The sequence below is a fragment of the Streptomyces sp. NPDC096311 genome (assembly GCF_044763085.1).
Taxonomy (GTDB): Bacteria; Actinomycetota; Actinomycetes; order Streptomycetales; family Streptomycetaceae; genus Streptomyces.
In genome coordinates this window covers 1-15,505 of the sequence record NZ_JBIWFN010000039.1, presented here as the reverse complement: position 1 = coordinate 15,505, position 15,505 = coordinate 1, and the positions used below count along the sequence as shown (strand labels likewise).

Sequence of the window (15,505 nt, the reverse complement as noted above, 5' to 3'; positions counted from 1 at the left end):
CCTGGCAAGGGTTCTGGGTGTGCCAAGATGCCCCTGCCGCGCACGGTGCGGCCCACGCATGAGTAACAAGGAAGGGCACCCCCCGTGCTGAACCCAAGCGCAGCGCAGCCGATCGAACCCCCCGAGGGAAGTACCGTCGTCGGCACAGGGAAGGGCGGCGTCGGCAAGAGCACCGTGGCCGCGCACCTCGCTGGCGAATCCGCGGCTGCCGGGGACAGGACTCTCCTCATCTGCGTGACCGGGCAGGATGACGACGACCTCGGCATCAAGCGGTTCAACCGCGGAATCCACCCGGAGGGCCCGTCCGTCATAGACGGTGAAGGTCTCTACAGCGCCATACACGATCGCACCCCGCTCCGGCCGATCCGGGAAGTACGCCCGAACCTGGACGTGATGCCTGGCGGGCCCAAGGTCGGCGAGATCGACGGACTCCTGATGCTGCGCACGCTCCAGGAAGGCGCAGGCGTCGTCATGTCGCTCGCGCAGGCCCTGGCCCCGATCGCACCTCTCTACGACCGCATCATCTTCGACAGCGCCCCGGAGAAGGACTCCCTGGAGCAGCTGGTGCTCGCCGCCGCGAAGTACCTCATCGTGCCCACCCGCTCCGACGATTCCTCGGTCCGCGGCATGGAGCGCATCAGCAAGAACTTCAAGCTGGTGAAGACCCAGGTGAACCCTCACCTCCAGATGGCCGGGGCCTTCCTCTACGGCTCGAACCGTGCGGCGACGCTGATGCACGCGGCTGTCTACGAAGACATCCGCACGGCTCTGGGCGAGGGCACGCCGATCCTGGAGACGATCGTGGGCTACCGCGAGGTGCCCGCCCGCAACGCCCGCAAGAAGGGGCTGCTGTTCGGCGAGTACGCCGACCTGCTCCCGACGACCGCGACCACCTACGACGTGAAGGCCGGCCGCGCCACGTCGGCCGACGTCGTCCCGGACACGATCGTCCCGCTGGCCAAGGAGATGCGGGAGCTGAACCAGGAAATCTTCGACCACACCAGGAGGAGGGCCTGATGGGCCTGTTCGACGTCGACGAAGAAGCCCAGCAAGGCCAGAGCGCAGGCGGCCTCTTCGGCGGAGGACTGGCGGCAGCGGCCGGTGCGGCGAGCGTGGTGGTCAAACCACTGCCCGGCACATCCCTCGCTATGATCCCCGCGCCGTATCAGCCTCACAGCGAAGACGAGCTGTCCGACCAGGAGCGCGCGGACCTCGAAGCCTGCAAGGCCGGGGTCGACAACCTCCGCAACGCGTTCTGGATCGCAGGCAAGTCGTTCGAGACCATGAGCGTGGCCAAGCTGCACCGCGAGGAGAACCCCAACTACGCGGACTGGGTCTGGGACACCTGGGAGGTCTCCGAATCCCAGCTTTACCGGCTCATGGACGAATGGCGCGTCGGTGAAGCTCTCGCCAACCTCGGGCACAGGCCGCCGGAGTCCCACGTCCGTGCGATGACAGAGCTGCGCCGCCAGACGAATGACAAGGTCGCGATCACGGTCTACGACACCATCGCCCGATGCCGCCCCCGCGTCACAGGGGAGCTCGTGGAGAAGGTGGTGGGCGACCTCGGTTTCCTCCCGAAGGACGCAAAGCCCGCCGACGTCGGCCGTCGCGTCCGCGAGCTCCTGGAGGCGCCGGAGAAGAAGTCCGACGCCGACGAGAAGAACGATGGTGTCCCGGACATCAGCTCGCTCGGCGGCGACTCCCCAAATGGGGAGTCGAGCCAGAAGCCCAGCAATAGCAAGGCGGACCCCCTTGCGGCGAAGGACATCGAGCGACTGCAGAACACCCTCGCCTCCCTCCAGGAGGCGGCGAAGAAGGTGAACAAGTCGGCAGCGCGCCGGGCCGTCGAAGCACAGCCGGACGTCGCTGTCCCGCTCATCCAGGAGATCGGTTCGCTGCTTCAGCAGATCGACAGGGCCGTGGCGATCAGGCTCCCGAAGGCGGAGTGACCTCCGAGGTCGATGACGAAGGCCGGCCCCAGACCGATGGGGTCGGCCTTCCGCATTCCCGAATCCATCAGGGCCCGGTGAGGATGTCGTGGGTGCCGATGCGACGCCAGATCACGTGCGGGGTGTCGGGACGACGTGCTGGTCCGTATTGCCACGTGGCGCGTCCTGCGGGGCCGGTGCCCATGGACCAGGTGAGTTCGTAGATCCCGGTCGCCCGTTGAACGCGCTTGATGCGGAGGCCGGCGCGGAAGCGTCCTCCGGCGCGCAGGTCCTCGACGAAGGCCGCCACGGTCTGGCGGAACTTGCGGCGTTGTTCCGGGGTGAGGCGGTCCAGGTCGGCAGCGAAGCGCGGCAGGGTCTCGTACGTGGGCACGGTGAACCTCCAGGACGCACGAAGCCCCCGGCCGGTCGGCCGGGGGCGGTGGTGGCTGTTCGTGTTGAAGGGCGTCGGTGACGTGGTGTGCTCAGCGGTGGTGGACGGTCCGGGGAGTGGTGCGCTGGTGCGCGTTGGATGGCGTGGGAGTCGGCTGGAGGCGGATGTCGTAGTGGTGGGTGCTGTCGGTGCGCAGCATTCGCACGGCCGGGGTCAGCTCTCGGTGAGGCGGCGCATCGCGTCGTAGAACTCCTGGGGGCGGGCGGCCTCGCAGGTGTCGCAGTGGTGCCGGTGGAAGTCGGTGCGGGCCGGGTGGTCCTGTTGGGCGGAGTGGCCGACGCTGCGGAACTCGGGTCGCATCGGGCGCGAGCACAGCGGGCAGAGGTCTGCGTGGATCAGTTCGTTCAACATGCGGCGGACTGTGCACACGGCCGCGGCTTACCGTCTCGGGCTGCTGGTACGGCCCGCCTGGCGGGCGCCACGGTAAAGATCTGGTGATGGCCTCCCGCCCGGCGGGACAGACCCCGGATCGCCCTTTTGTGCAGCTCAAAGCCGGTGTTCCATGGCCCGGTGATCAGTAAATCGGAGCTCCGTCCGGGTGACGGAGTGCGCTATCTCTTCCGCGGCGTGATGGTCGGTGACGGCCACCGCCGCGCGGGCACGGCGCTGCGCGAGGCCCAGGACGAGGCTGGTGTCCCGCCCGGGATCTGGCGGGGCGGGGGTCTGGCCGCGGTCGGCCTCACGGCCGGTGGCGTGGTGGGCGAGCGGCAGGCCGAACTGCTCCTGGGGGAAGGCCGGCACCCGGACGCCGACCGGATCGAGCGCGAGCGCCTGGAGGCGGGCGACGATCCGGCGAAGGCCCGGCGGGCGACCGTGCTGGGCAGGCCCATCGAGCACAACCGGTCGCCGAAGACGGAGAAGGCCAAGGAGCGCAGGCCCTTGCTGGGCATGGACCTGGTGTTCCGGCCGCCGCCGACGGCCCACATCGCATGGGCACTCGGGGGCGACGAGGAACGGCTGGTGCTGGAGCTGTGCCAGGACATCTCCGTGGACAAGACGCTGAAGTGGCTGGGGGAGTCGGTCGCGCAGATCCGGTCGGGGAGCGGCGGCAAGCACCGCACATCGGTCCGCGACGGGCTGATCGTCGCGGTGTTCCGGCACTACGAGTCCAGAGCTGAGGAGTCGAAGCCGCTGCTGCACGATCATGCGGAGGTGTCGATCCGTGCCCGTCGGCCGGACGCCAAGGGCACGTGGGGCAACCTGTCGGCGGACACGCTGCTGGCCCACATCGTTGCCGCTGACACCTTGTACCTCCTGTTCTTCATGGAGGAGGTGTCCGCCCGGCTCGGGTGGGCGTGGGAGCCGCGCGAGGTGACCCCGGGGCGCCGTCCCGTCATGGAGATATCGGGCATAGATCAGCGGCTCATCGGCTGGCAGTCCACGCGCCGTCAGCAGATTGAGGAGGCGCTGTTCGTCCTCACTGCCGAGTACGTGGAGGAGCACGGGCATGAGCCGGGGGAGCGGGCCGCGTACGGGCTGGCCTGCCGGGCCGCCGACCGGACGCGGCCGCCCAAGCGCAAGGAGCCGCGGTCGCTGTCCGAGCTGCGCGAGCGGTGGCGGGAGTCGGCCATCGGCGCGTTCGGCGCTGACGTCGTGGACCGGCTCGCGGAGCGGGCGCGGGCGGCGGCCGCGGCGGTGTGGGCGCGAGTGCGTCCGGTGGTCGACGTCGTCCTGGCGGCTGTCGACGTCGTCGCCGTGGTGTACGTGATGCGCGGGGCGTTCAAGCGACACCATCTGCTCGCCGAAGCGCGCCGCTACCTCTCCTACGTCCTGCGCGGCCGCCCGCACGAGCCGGGCCTGGACGAACGGATCGTGCAGACCGTCGTCGACGAATACACCCGACCCGTCGGCCGGGGCCGGAAGATGACCGCAGACCTGCACGCCCTGTACCCGCGCGACACCGGCGACCAGGCCGTGCTGCGCCCGCTGACCCGCAACCGGACACTTCCTCTCTACGCGAGGGCCCGCCTCGCCGCCGACGCATTGAAGGCCCGGATGCACGCGGCGCGCCGTGCGGAGCGCCTGGGCTCCCGAGCCCGCCCGCACACCGTCGCTGTGCCCGGCACCTCGAGGTCTGGCCTGCTTCCATCGCGCCCGGACCGGGAGGCCGACCGCGCCCAGGAGCAGCAGCAAGGAACCGAGGCTGCCGCGCTGGAGCAGACCCGCGCCACGATCGAGGCCGTCGCCCAGATGGCCGCCAGGCTCCAGGACACAGTCCGGGAGCGCGCCGCCGCCCGTGCAACCGCCCGCGCCGCCCGGCAGCGGCCCGTCCCGCCGGCGCCCGCACCGTCACACACCCCGCCGCCCGGCGTGCAGCCGACGCCTGGCCGGACACCCACTGGAGGACTCGCATGACCACACCGGAGACCCCCGAGATCCCGGAGGTGAAGGACGTCCTCGCCCGAGCCCGCGCAGCCAGTGAGGAGATAGCCGCCGCGCTCGATGAGGACCAGGAGCCTGAGCCCGAGGAGCCCGTGGGCTGGCAGCCGATCTGGAAGCGGCCCCGGACACCGAAGTCGAAGGCGGCCAAGAAGAAGCAGCTGGACGATCAGCGGGAGCGGCTCCAGGACGCCGCCAAGCGCCGCCTCGCCGCAGGGGAGTCGCGCCGGCCCCGCTCCCGACAGAGCCGGATCGGCAGCGCGGCCGCACGCCGCGATGCCCGCGCCCTGTCCCGGGTGCGGCACTCCAACGCCTGGCTGCGGTGACGATGCCCGGCATCGTCCACCGAGTGGAGCCGACGATGTTCAGCATCCAGTGGCAATGCACGACATCGAGTGGGCTCCACTCAGTGGGCTCCACCCGATGGGCCGCACCGAGTGGGCGCCACTCGGTGGACTCCACCCGATGGACGCCACCGAGTGGACTCCACCGTGGTGCGCACCGGTTGACGATGGACGCCACTCTGATGCGCACCACGATGTCCGTCACCGCACCCGGTGCGCACCATCCGACGATGTCCGGTACGCACGTGCGCACCCGGTGCGCCGCACCCGATGTCCCGCACCGCACCGGTGCGCGCACCGCCGGCCCACCCCTTGTCCAGGTTCCGGCGGGCGCGCATCGCTCCTAGACCAGGTTCGCTACCCAGCACGTTTCCCCTAGTCAGAGCCGGTCTGAGCTGTCGGACAGGTCGCGGTCTAGGGGGTGTGTGATATAGGAGCCCGCCCGGCCGTGGCGCGCGCCCGGCGCGGTGCGGCGCGGCCGGTGACGGACCCCGCGATGGATGGTGCGGTGCGCCGGTGCGCGCACCACCGAATGCGGTCGCCGCACCTGGTGCGCACCGGCTGCGCGCGGTGCGGTGCATCGTCCGGCGGTGGTGCGCACCTGATGCGCGCCGCACCGCACCACCGCCGTCCCGGATGCGCGGCTACACGGCGGTGAGGCGCACCGGGTGCGCTTCCATCGCCTGCTTCATCCCGGCGGCCTCCAGCTGGCGCAGGACGTCGGCGACGTCGCCGTGGTCCTCGGTGAGGATGTTCTCGGTGAAGCGGGTGATGGTGTCGGCGATGCCCCGCGAGCTGGCCAGGCACACGCTGTGGCAGGCGAGCTCCAGCAGCAGCCGCCCGAGCGCGGCGGCGAGGAAGGAGTGCGCGCACGGCTCCCCGTCGTGGTCGTCCTCGGCGGTGATGGGGATGAAGACGCGCGCGGCGACGTCCAGGAGCAGCCGGGACAGCTTCTCCGGGCCGATGTCGTCGGCGACCGCCTCAGCGGTGTCGATGTCCCTGGCGTGCCACGCCTGGATGTAGGCGAAGGCGTCGGCGACGTCGGCCGGCTCCATCGGGGCGAGCGGCGCGGTGACGGTGTTCTCGGGCATGGGTGGCTCCCTCGTCTTCGGGCCGCCCCGCTGATCGCGGCGGCCTCGAAGACACCTTCGAACCGCAGCCCTGTGGACAGAGTCCGAGCACCGACGGTGAGCAGCCACGGCCCGGCCCCTCACGACGTTTCTCCTTGACCTGGTCCGCTACCTCCGACATACCGCCCATTTCAACGGGGGAGAAATCTCCGTCCCGGCACGCTGAGCTACGGCCGGGGAAAAGGCGCTGCCGCCCGGGACATGCCGCTGGGAGACTTCGGGGATGACCACGCAGCGGCTGCCGTTCCCGGTCCCGGACGACCGGGCCCACTACTTCGTCACCTGCTACGCCGACATGCACGACCTCGTGGAGGACCTGGTCGTGCCCGACGGCGTGCCCGAGGCCGCGGCGACGGTCCTGCGTACGGCGCGCGAGCTGCTGCGCCAGTCGTACTACTGCTACGAGTTCTCCACCGTGGCGGTCATGCACTCCCTGATCGCGGTGGAGATCGTGCTGCGCGACCGGATCCCGGACGCGGGCAAGAAGCCGCTGCACGGGCTCATCAAGCAGGGCGCGGCCGACGGCATCCTGACGGCCCGGCAGGCGGAGTACCTCGACTATGGTCGGCAGATCCGCAACGGGATGGCGCACGGCCAGTCCACGCACGCGGTGATGCCGCCGGCCATGGCGGTGCCGATGGTGACGACGTCGTTCGCGATCGTCTCCGAGCTCTGCGCGACGCCCACCGGATGATCACGGCTCGGTAACGGTGAACAGCGGATCGTCACACCGTCGACTTCGGCGACACCTCTAGCAAGTGACGGGGGATTCCATCCGGACCCCCGCGCCACCTGCGTGAGGAGCTTCGCCATGACGTACACCAGCAGCGCCCAGCAGCCCGACCCGGAGCCGCGCCCGACCTGGACAAGGGGTGCTGAGCGCCTTCCGGGCGGCCCGGAATCCAGTGCCGTGAACGGTGCCGCGAACGATTCCAACGTCGTGCCCATCACCGCAGCTCACACCGCCCGTCAGGGGGCCTCCCGGCACGCTGACACCTCTCTCCCTTCCCCTGAGACATTGGCGAAGGGGAAGAGGTCCACTCCCACGGCCGGGAAGGTACGGGCCGATGCGCTGCGGATGCTGGGGTGTGTGCGGATAGCGACGGTTCGGCAGATGGCTTCGGTGATCACGGCGGAGGAGTCGGACGGCCGGTCGTACGTGCGCAGGGCGATGGTGGAACTGGCGGAGCTCGGGCTGGCGGAGACGAACGGCAAGCACGGCAAGGACAAGATCTGGAACCTGACGGTGGCGGGACAGAAGGCTCTGGCTGACGGCAACGAGCTGCCACCGCGTCCCAAGGCCGGCACCGGAGCGAAGGCGGTGAAGGCCGGGTTCGGTCCGCACGGACTCGCGGTGACCGACACGATCCTGGCCTACGGCGGTCGGCACTCGCTGACCGACTGGCAGGTGGAGGTGAACCACGCCATCAAGGAGACCGGCCTCAGCTTCAACACCGACGCCGTCCTCGCGTGGCCGACCAAGACCAGCGAGGTGCGCCTCTTCGAGCTCGACAACGGCACCATGTCCCAGGCCCGCCTCGCGAAGGAGGTCTGGGACTACGAGCGCTACGCCGGGCACCGCGTCTGGGAAGGCGCCCGCGGCACGATCGGCGGGACGTATCCCTTCTGGCAGCGCCACCGCTACACCCGCTCGAAGACCTTCCCGCGACTGCACGTCGTCCTGGCAGGGAAGGCGGAGCACCTGCTCGACAACCGCCTCCAGGCGCTCACCGCCGACGTGGAGGGCATCGCGGTCGCGGTGTGGGTGAACACCCTGCCGCGGCTGAAGCGGGGCGAGCGCTGGTACGAGATCGGCGTCGACGATCCCTACCGGCGCCGCGAGCGCTACCCCGAGCCCGCCGGCCGCTGACGTCCGAGCCGGGCAAGCTCTTCGACGCGAGGGGCTTGCCCGGGGCGGCGAACCGGCTACGCCATGGCGGCGGCCACGGTCGCCAGGACGGCGCGCTGCTGCGGGTCGACCGGGACGTCGATCCCGCGCAGCGAGCGGAGGGTGGTGCCTTCGGCGCACAGCCTGCACAGCCCCATCACGGGCATCGGACCGGCGCCGATCAGGGTGTGCGAGGAAGAGCTCTCGTAGACGGGCCGGTAGCAGCCGGGGCACAGGCGGCAGTCCTCGAGGTCGTCCGCCGGCGGCGCGTCCGGACCGAGCACCGGCACGATCCGCAGGAGGTTCTCCCCGGCTTCCGCCCACAGCCCCATCGGTCGCTCCGCGCTCCGCTCGAAGACGACGTCGCCGTCCGAGCCGTCGGAGGTGCGGACCCGGGCCAGCGTGCCGACACCTTCTTCCGGGTGGTTGGGCATGAACGCCAGGACGGTCCTGTAGCCGGGGCCCTCGCTCACGCCGAAGACGTGGCCGCGCCCGGCCGCGAGGGCCGTGCCCACCTCGTTCAGCCCGCCGTCGACGTCGTTGCGTAGGCGCAGCGCCCACGAGGCCGGAGCGCCGTCGATCTCGGCAGGGGCTGAGGTGATCAGGATGCCGTTGCCGGACTGGCGAACGTCCAGGTGCTGCATCCCCTCGGTGGAGTGGAACGCGGTGCCGAACCACTCCGTGGTCGGCTGGCCGCTCTCGCTCCGGGGGCGGCGCGGCTTGTGCTGCTTGTGACGTCCCATGCTGTGCCTCGCAGACGTGGCCCCGTGCGCGGGCCGATCGGTCCGCTGAACCCACCAACCGGCAGCACGCCGACCGGGCTACGCCAGGGGCTCGCCGTTCACTCACCCGGCCCACCCGGCTGTCGGATTGAGCACGCTGTTGACCGAACGGGGGACCGAGCGGCCCCCGGTCTTGACCGAGAGTGCCGGTGCGCGAGACGGTCGGCGCAACTAAGCGCAACCGACTCGACACGGGAGAGCGCCATGACGTTACGGTTCGTCGGGATCGACCCGAACACGGGAGGCGGTGGGTCGCCGACGGTGTGGGTGGAGGAAGAGAGCGCCGACCTGGTCCTCCAGGGTGCGGAGGCCGAAGCGTTGTTGAAGGCGATGATCGGCGGGACCGAGTGGGTACCTGGCCACGCGGTGGGCGTCCCGCCGCACGAGACGGTGATCCGTATCCCGGTCCGGATGGCGTCGATTCTGAGGGAGGCGTGTGATGTCGCAGAGCAGCGTGCCGGACTTCGCTGAACTGCTGAGGGGCGCTCAGCACAGCGCGGTCCACCTGGAGATGCGCGACAGCTACGGCGTCGGCGACGAGGCCGAAGAGATCGCGTTGTTCGCCCGGACCGGCCAGATCGACCTGGACCCCACGGCCCGCTGGTGGCCCGAGTGGCTCGGCCTGGTGAAGGAGACCCTGGCCCGGGGCGTGGTGATGCGCCGCGCGCGGATCGTCTCGGAGCCGGTGACCGACTACATCCGGTGGGAGCACGCGGCCACCGTGCTGAACGTGGGCGCCGGCGAACAGGTCCGCTGGCTGCCCCGCCGCAACGCCTCCGACATCGCCCTGCCCGGCAACGACTTCTGGCTGATCGACGGCCGCCTGGTGATGTTCCATTTCTTCAGCGGCGACGGCGACTGGGTCGACCCGGGCTGCGAACTCACCGAGGACCCGGCCGCGGTGAGCCTGTGCGCGTCGGCGTTCGAGACGGTCTGGGAGCGCGGCATCCCGCACGAGAAGTACACCGTCTAGGCCCCGCAGCAGCACCGTGACCGTCTCTCCATCGTCCAGCGCACAGGCAGCCCGCGAGGCGCTCGCCGTGCGGTTGCAGCACCTGCGCAAGGACGCCGGCCTCACCGGGAAGGACATCTCCGCCCGGTGCGGCTGGCATCCGGCGAAGACGACCCGCCTGCAGAAGGGCGCGGCTCCGCCCTCGGACGCCGACATCCGCGCCTGGTGCGCGGCGTGCGGCGCGGACGACCAGGCGCAGGACCTCATCGCCACCGCACGCGCGGTCGACTCGATGTACCTGGAGTGGCGCCGCCTGCACCAGGGCGGGATGCGCACGGTCCAGGAGGACTGGTACGCCCTGCACGAGCAGACCCGCGTCTGCCGCGTGTACGTCTCCAACGTCCCGCCCGGCTTCTTCCAGACCACCGGCTTCGCCACCGCCCTCATGGGCCAGATCACCGCCTTCCAGGGCACGCCGAACGATGTCTCCGAAGCGGTCGCCGCCCGGGTGGCGCGCTCCCGGTTCCTCTACGAGGGCGGGCACCGCTACGTCGTCCTCATGGAGGAGTCGGTCCTGCGCTTCCGCACCGCCGCCCCCGAGGCGATGCGCGGGCAGCTGCGCCACCTCCTGGCCGTGATGCCGCTCGCCTCGGTCTCGCTGGGGATCATCCCGTTCACCGCGCAGCGCACCGTCTGGCCGCTGGAGGCGTTCTACCTCCATGACGACACCGTGGCCGTGGTGGAGACGCTGACGGCGGAGATCAGGGTGACGCAGCCCCGCGAGCTCGCCGACTACCAGAGGGCGTTCACCGGCCTTGCGGAGATGGCCGTCTACGGCGACGCGGCCCGCGCCCTCATTGCGACCGCGATCGACGCCCTGGAGTGAACCCTCCGCAATTACTCGCAATCTCGTTGAGGTCCGTCACCAACGCTGCGTAGCGTCGAAGTCACCGACGGACCACCAGCCGGAGAGGCGGGGCCGCATGCACGCGCACCACGACACCACCGCCCCGGCCCCGGAGGGCCGCGGCCTCCAGCCGCCCGCGTACGGCGTTCCCTCCCCGGCCCTGCTGGCCCGCGCGGACCGCGGCTTCGCCCGGTTCCTCGCCCAGCGACCCGAGGACCAGGACGACCGGGACGACGTCGGCGAGGACACCCAGAGGTGACCGCCGGCCACCCGCGCGAAGACGCTCCAGCAGCGAGGCCCGCCATGCACACCAGCACCCACACGGTCCTGTACGACCCCGACGGCCTGATCGAGGCGGAACTCCCGCTGGATCGCGAGCCGTACGAGTGCCTCGTGAAGGCCGTCCTCGCGTGGACCGGCGAAGACACGCTCGCGGAACGCGACTACGAGCAGATCGGCCTCCAGCTGACCGGCCACGCCCGCGCCGTCGCCTCCGACGTCCGGCGCCGCGCGGACCGGCTGCCCAAGAGCAGCGGGCGCCGGGCGCTCGCCGACGTCGTACTGCGCGAGGCGGAAGGCCGGCTGTCCGCGCCGCTGGAGGGCACCGTGCGCTGCGTCCAGAACCGCGCCCGCCTCGTGCGCGCCCTCTACGAGCGGCTGGACCGGCTGGAGACCGCGCACGCCCCGGAGAGCGTTGCACCGAGCGGGGGCTGAGCCGGTGCCACTTCGCCCGCTCTGGCTGCAACACCCGGTGCAACACCACCGCGCGCAACGCCCTGCGTTTCACATCTGACCTGCAGGAACACCCGAAATGAGCCGGGACAGCCTGCGTGTTGCACCCGGCGTTGCAGGTCCTCACGGACATCCGGCGCCGAACAGCCGGCCCACCGACAGCACGAGACCCCGGGCCTTGGCGGGCCCGGGGTCCGGTCGGAACGGGGGAGTGGTCAGTAGTCGTCGCGCTCAGAGGGCGGCCCGTACTGCTCGATGAGGTCGCAGGTACATGTACCGCCCTCGTAGAGCGACTTGTCGCACTCATCGTGGTGACTGCGCTGCGGTGCGGCCCGTACGGCGGCGGGCTGCGCCGGAGCGTCCAGGGCGACCCGGGCCGCTCCCGCCCAGTCGACGCCCAGCGCGGCTAGGGCGGCGAGCTGGTCGGCGCTCAGCTTGTCCCTCCTCGACTTGACGTTCGAATTCCACACACCGAGCTTCACGGTCACCGGCTCCGCCTCACCGTCGACCGTGATCGTCTCGCTGTGCCCCCTCGGCACCGCCCGCTGCCCTTCCCGCTCCACCCACTGCGCCAGAGCTGCCAAGCCCCGCTGGAACGCCGCCTCCGCCTTGCTCCCGGCCTTCTTCGGGCCCTTGGCCGCGTCGGCCGGCGCTGCGGGGAGCTCCGCCGGGGCGGCGGCGGTCACGGGGAGGGCGGCGCCGCGGATGCCCAGCGCGGTCAGCCGCTCGCGCTGCTCGGGAAGGAGCTGCGCCCAGGTGCCCGGCTCTTGCTGACGCCACCTCCAGGTGCCGATGTCATCGCCGTCATAGACGACGCCGCCCGCGATGTAGGGCAGCACGCCGTCGGCGTCGACCAGGTCGGCGAGGACCCGGTAGTGCCGCTGCCAGTTCAGCGGCCACGGGCAGTCCCAGTCCGGGTCAATCTCCGTCAGCTGCTGCGCGCGTACGGCGGCCCGCTGCGGGTCCTTGCCCAGGCCGCCCTTCCGGCGCAGGTTCGCCATGTGCTGCCCGATGGGCACCATCGCCTCGCCCTCGCCCCACACCGCGTCCTGACGCGGTGCGAGGTGCCCGGTGGCCCGGCGGTAGGACCGCAGGGCGGCGAGCTTGCTCTCCCACGCCTCCTCGCCCGGCTCCCACACCATCCCGGCCTCCGGCGCGTCCAGCAGGGTCTTGCGGCGGTCCTCCAGCTCCCCGGCCCGCAGCGCTTTCCGCTGTTGGTGGACCCAGCGGCCAAGCGGAAAGGACTTCGTGACGCCGACTTCGACCTCGACGTCGTAGGGCACGGCGTGGACGCCGGTGATCTCGTTCTCCGCCCGCCAGCGGATGAGGGCCTGGTAGCCCTCCAGCCACACCAGCGACTCCGGCCGGTACACCCGCGTACGGAGGAACGCCGCGATCGTCGCCGCGTCGCGCGGGCTGGAGAAGTGGAGCAGGGCGGCTTCGGCGGCGGCCTGGGTGTCGTCGTCCTCCTCGTCCTCGCCGTCGCCCGCGCTGCCGGCCCCGACGATCTGCCCGTCGTCGTCGCGCTTGACGTGGACCTTGCGCTTGCCGCTCGTGAGCGCCCGGGAAGCAAGCTGCTCAACAAGTCGATCATCATGCGAGCGGAGCCCTTGGAGGACGGCTACAAGGGGGCGAAACGAGGCGCTGGCGACCATGTCCGTCGGGTCCTCGTTCGGCTCCAGGAAGACCGGCACGATGATCCTGGCGACCTTCGTGGAGCCGTCGCGGTTCAACCTGAGCGCGCGGCCGATGTTCTGCACGATCTCCACCTGGGAGCCGCGGGTGTCGGCGAAGCAGATCGAGTCGACTCCCCGCTCGCCGGTGATGTCTACGCCCTCTCCAAGAACGCGAACGCTGGCGAGGAAGGCGCGGTGGACCCGGCGCCCGGCCGCGTCGATGCCGTTGGCGAACTGACGCAGCGCCTCCCGCCGCTCGGCAACGAGGTGGTCACCGCACAGCCACGCCGACCACACCCGGTCCGGCGGGACGTGGCGGCCGGCCTCCAGCTCGTAGAACTCCGCGTCGATCGAGGACGCGGGGAGCTTGTCGGCGGCGGCCAGGTCGGCGTCGGAGGCGTCGTTCAGGTACAGCGCGGCAGCCGTCTCGGGCAGCTTGTCCGCGAACGCGCGGGCCTCTTCGACCTTCTGGTGGAACGTCATGACCGTACGGAGGTTGTACGCGGCGGCGTGCTCCAGGAGCGCGGTCTGCAACAGGGCCAGGCGCCGGCCCCGCTGCGCCTCCTCCGACTCCCCGAGAACCGGCGAGGGATCGCGGATCTCCAGGACGTCGATCTCGAATCCGGCAAGGATTTCGCGCTCGATGGCCTCGCTCAGACCGAGCTCTGCGAGCCACGCGCCGTAGGTTCCCTCCGGGTCGTCCGACATCGTCGCGAGCTCCACCTCCTGGCCGTCCGCGCCCTTCTGCGGGCGGGCCGCGGCGAGGATGCGCGGGGTCGCGGTGAGGTAGAGCCGGAAGTCCGCCGGGATCCGCTGGTTGTCGTGGATCGCCGCCCACGGACGACCAAGATCACCAGCGGTTCCGTGGGCCTCATCCACGATGGCGAGGTCGAACCGGTCCATGCGCTGTCCGTACAGCCGCTCTCCGCCCGCCAGAGCGGCCTCCAGCGGCCCGCGAACCTTCCGCTGGCCCTCGGGTGCGTCGATGTCCTCGCGGTCCACGAGGGAGGCGTACGTGGCGAACACGACCACGGGCCCGTGCCCGGCCCACAGGGCGAGCTGGATCGGGTTGGTAGTGGTCCGCACCCCGAGCTCGTTCAGCACCGCGTCGTTCTCCAGCGAGCACACCGCGAACATCGGGGCCCGGTGGCCGACCAGGCGCCACGCCTGGGCGGTCTGGGCGAGCAGGTCCAGGGTCGGCACGGTCACGAGGATCCGGCCGTCCGCGAAGCTCTCCAGCGCGCACGCGGCGGCCGTGATCGTCTTGCCCGAGCCGGTCGCTGACACGATCGTTCCCCGGGCACCCTGCGGGGGCACGGATGACCTTGCAGGGAATCCCACCCACTTCCTAAACGCGGACCGCTGGTCTACCTGATGTTCCTTGAGCCGAATCGCTGACATTCCGTGCCTCCCCTGGAGTTGAATTCCTGCGGTCTTTCAGAGGGCCGCGTGCGGAATGCAGGCCGAGCCCATGTCGTTCCAGATCGACGCATCCGCCTTGTGCCAGCCGCCGGGCTTTCCGTCCTTGAAGGGCGGCTTGTCGTCCGGGTCGTAGTGCCCGGCATCGAGCGTGCAGACGACGTAGTCCCCATCGCTGTTGACCGTCCGGGCCGTGCACAGACCGCCGGCCTCGCCCAGCGCCTCCAGGACCTGGCGGCGCCTGGTGGTGTGCGGGTACGTGGCGGGCAGTACGGCTTCCCGGACGTACCTCTCCAGCCGCACCAGGTCGACGCGCTCACGCTGCCTCACGTCCGCGATGTGTACGGCCAGTTCAGCGGCCCCGGCCGACCGGCCGCCGCGCCGGGACCACTCCCGGTCCGCGATGCCCACCAGGGCCTCGCTCATGGCCGCCACGCCTTTGTCCCAGCCGTCCTCGAACTCAGCGCCACGAGGGCGCGGCGCCATACCGTCCAGCTCCACCACCTGGCACTGCGCCCCGGCGACCGCCCCGGCCTCCAGCGCGGCCACCAGGTCGTCCGCCTCGCTCGCGGGCACTCCCTGCGCCTCCAAGAGCGCGAACAGCCTCAACCGGGCGTTCACGCCTGCCGTCTGATACTGGCTCACCCGGCGCACAGAATCGCTGCTCAGCGCGGGATCGGGTCCGGTAGATTCGTGGTGACCGGTCATCTACGGTCGTTCCTCTCGGAATTCCGGGGAGGTTCCCGGGTGGTTGGGGGGTGTCCCGTGTTTCCGCCAACGGTACATGCTGCATCAACCTGATGCATGCACTACACTGGAACTCACACGAACGAGCGACCCACCCCCTCACAGTCAGCCCGGCCCGCGCCAGCGGGCCCCAAGGTTCTGGAGGCGCAGCCGGAAGGACCGTT

Annotated in this window: 18 protein-coding genes; 12 read left to right on the top strand and 6 right to left on the bottom strand. The window is 70.9% G+C overall.

Going from position 1 to position 15,505, the window contains the following annotated elements:
- Window positions 1–84: 84 nt before the first annotated feature.
- Together ACIRA5_RS50950 and ACIRA5_RS50945 are read left to right on the top strand one after the other, a co-directional pair.
- On the top strand, window positions 85–1,017 hold the full coding sequence (locus ACIRA5_RS50950; RefSeq protein ID WP_366503117.1) for an AAA family ATPase: 933 nt from the start codon (window positions 85–87) through the stop codon (window positions 1,015–1,017).
- Window positions 1,017–1,952: a hypothetical protein gene (locus tag ACIRA5_RS50945; protein WP_403704797.1), complete on the top strand. Its 936-nt coding sequence runs from the start codon at window positions 1,017–1,019 to the stop codon at window positions 1,950–1,952. Before ACIRA5_RS50950 ends, ACIRA5_RS50945 begins: the two co-directional genes overlap by 1 nt.
- Before the next feature lie 67 nt (window positions 1,953–2,019).
- Here the strand turns inward: ACIRA5_RS50945 and ACIRA5_RS50940 are convergent, their stop codons facing one another.
- Complete coding sequence (locus tag ACIRA5_RS50940) at window positions 2,020–2,325, bottom strand: hypothetical protein (RefSeq protein WP_266862543.1); 306 nt, start codon at window positions 2,323–2,325, stop codon at window positions 2,020–2,022.
- A gap of 213 nt (window positions 2,326–2,538) precedes the next feature.
- Window positions 2,539–2,736: a hypothetical protein gene (locus tag ACIRA5_RS50935; RefSeq protein WP_403704794.1), complete on the bottom strand. Its 198-nt coding sequence runs from the start codon at window positions 2,734–2,736 to the stop codon at window positions 2,539–2,541.
- 219 nt (window positions 2,737–2,955) lie between these two features.
- Here ACIRA5_RS50935 and mobF point away from each other — a divergent pair, with 219 nt between their 5' ends.
- The 3 genes from mobF (at window position 2,956) to ACIRA5_RS50920 (ending at window position 5,455) form a co-directional block, all read left to right on the top strand.
- Window positions 2,956–4,740 (top strand): MobF family relaxase, encoded by a 1,785-nt coding sequence (gene mobF / locus ACIRA5_RS50930; protein ID WP_403704892.1) that lies wholly within the window; start codon window positions 2,956–2,958, stop codon window positions 4,738–4,740.
- Window positions 4,737–5,090, top strand: a complete 354-nt coding sequence (locus ACIRA5_RS50925) for a hypothetical protein (protein WP_366503114.1) — start codon at window positions 4,737–4,739, stop codon at window positions 5,088–5,090. The genes mobF and ACIRA5_RS50925 overlap by 4 nt, the downstream gene beginning before the upstream one ends.
- A gap of 185 nt (window positions 5,091–5,275) precedes the next feature.
- Window positions 5,276–5,455, top strand: coding sequence for a hypothetical protein (locus ACIRA5_RS50920; RefSeq protein WP_403704791.1), 180 nt, complete (start codon window positions 5,276–5,278; stop codon window positions 5,453–5,455).
- A 297-nt stretch (window positions 5,456–5,752) separates the two neighbouring features.
- Here the strand turns inward: ACIRA5_RS50920 and ACIRA5_RS50915 are convergent, their stop codons facing one another.
- The gene (locus ACIRA5_RS50915) at window positions 5,753–6,199 is read right to left on the bottom strand and encodes a hypothetical protein (RefSeq protein WP_366503113.1); all 447 of its coding nucleotides are present in this window, start codon (window positions 6,197–6,199) and stop codon (window positions 5,753–5,755) included.
- 262 nt (window positions 6,200–6,461) lie between these two features.
- Between ACIRA5_RS50915 and ACIRA5_RS50910 the strand changes: the two genes are divergently transcribed.
- Both ACIRA5_RS50910 and ACIRA5_RS50905 read left to right on the top strand, forming a co-directional pair.
- Complete coding sequence (locus ACIRA5_RS50910; RefSeq protein ID WP_366503111.1) at window positions 6,462–6,932, top strand: hypothetical protein; 471 nt, start codon at window positions 6,462–6,464, stop codon at window positions 6,930–6,932.
- 117 nt (window positions 6,933–7,049) lie between these two features.
- Window positions 7,050–8,108: a replication-relaxation family protein gene (locus tag ACIRA5_RS50905; RefSeq protein ID WP_403704787.1), complete on the top strand. Its 1,059-nt coding sequence runs from the start codon at window positions 7,050–7,052 to the stop codon at window positions 8,106–8,108.
- A gap of 56 nt (window positions 8,109–8,164) precedes the next feature.
- Here the strand turns inward: ACIRA5_RS50905 and ACIRA5_RS50900 are convergent, their stop codons facing one another.
- Complete coding sequence (locus tag ACIRA5_RS50900; RefSeq protein WP_403704784.1) at window positions 8,165–8,869, bottom strand: hypothetical protein; 705 nt, start codon at window positions 8,867–8,869, stop codon at window positions 8,165–8,167.
- A gap of 243 nt (window positions 8,870–9,112) precedes the next feature.
- On the opposite strand from ACIRA5_RS50900, the gene ACIRA5_RS50895 reads away from it, so the two are divergent.
- From ACIRA5_RS50895 to ACIRA5_RS50875, 5 genes are all read left to right on the top strand, one after another.
- On the top strand, window positions 9,113–9,379 hold the full coding sequence (locus tag ACIRA5_RS50895) for a hypothetical protein (protein ID WP_334647023.1): 267 nt from the start codon (window positions 9,113–9,115) through the stop codon (window positions 9,377–9,379).
- Window positions 9,348–9,881, top strand: a complete 534-nt coding sequence (locus ACIRA5_RS50890; RefSeq protein WP_393685948.1) for a DUF6879 family protein — start codon at window positions 9,348–9,350, stop codon at window positions 9,879–9,881. Before ACIRA5_RS50895 ends, ACIRA5_RS50890 begins: the two co-directional genes overlap by 32 nt.
- A 16-nt stretch (window positions 9,882–9,897) precedes the next feature.
- Window positions 9,898–10,746 (top strand): helix-turn-helix domain-containing protein, encoded by an 849-nt coding sequence (locus ACIRA5_RS50885; RefSeq protein ID WP_403704779.1) that lies wholly within the window; start codon window positions 9,898–9,900, stop codon window positions 10,744–10,746.
- Between the two features lie 97 nt (window positions 10,747–10,843).
- Window positions 10,844–11,026 carry a hypothetical protein gene (locus tag ACIRA5_RS50880; RefSeq protein ID WP_366503106.1) on the top strand — a complete coding sequence of 61 codons (183 nt, stop codon included), beginning with the start codon at window positions 10,844–10,846 and terminating at the stop codon, window positions 11,024–11,026.
- A gap of 44 nt (window positions 11,027–11,070) precedes the next feature.
- Window positions 11,071–11,481, top strand: a complete 411-nt coding sequence (locus tag ACIRA5_RS50875) for a DUF6415 family natural product biosynthesis protein (RefSeq protein WP_403704776.1) — start codon at window positions 11,071–11,073, stop codon at window positions 11,479–11,481.
- A gap of 233 nt (window positions 11,482–11,714) precedes the next feature.
- Here ACIRA5_RS50875 and ACIRA5_RS50870 read toward each other — a convergent pair whose 3' ends face one another.
- Together ACIRA5_RS50870 and ACIRA5_RS50865 are read right to left on the bottom strand one after the other, a co-directional pair.
- Window positions 11,715–14,576, bottom strand: a complete 2,862-nt coding sequence (locus ACIRA5_RS50870; RefSeq protein ID WP_403704773.1) for a Helicase associated domain protein — start codon at window positions 14,574–14,576, stop codon at window positions 11,715–11,717.
- Between the two features lie 36 nt (window positions 14,577–14,612).
- Window positions 14,613–15,239 carry a hypothetical protein gene (locus tag ACIRA5_RS50865; RefSeq protein ID WP_403704770.1) on the bottom strand — a complete coding sequence of 209 codons (627 nt, stop codon included), beginning with the start codon at window positions 15,237–15,239 and terminating at the stop codon, window positions 14,613–14,615.
- Window positions 15,240–15,505: the final 266 nt, after the last annotated feature.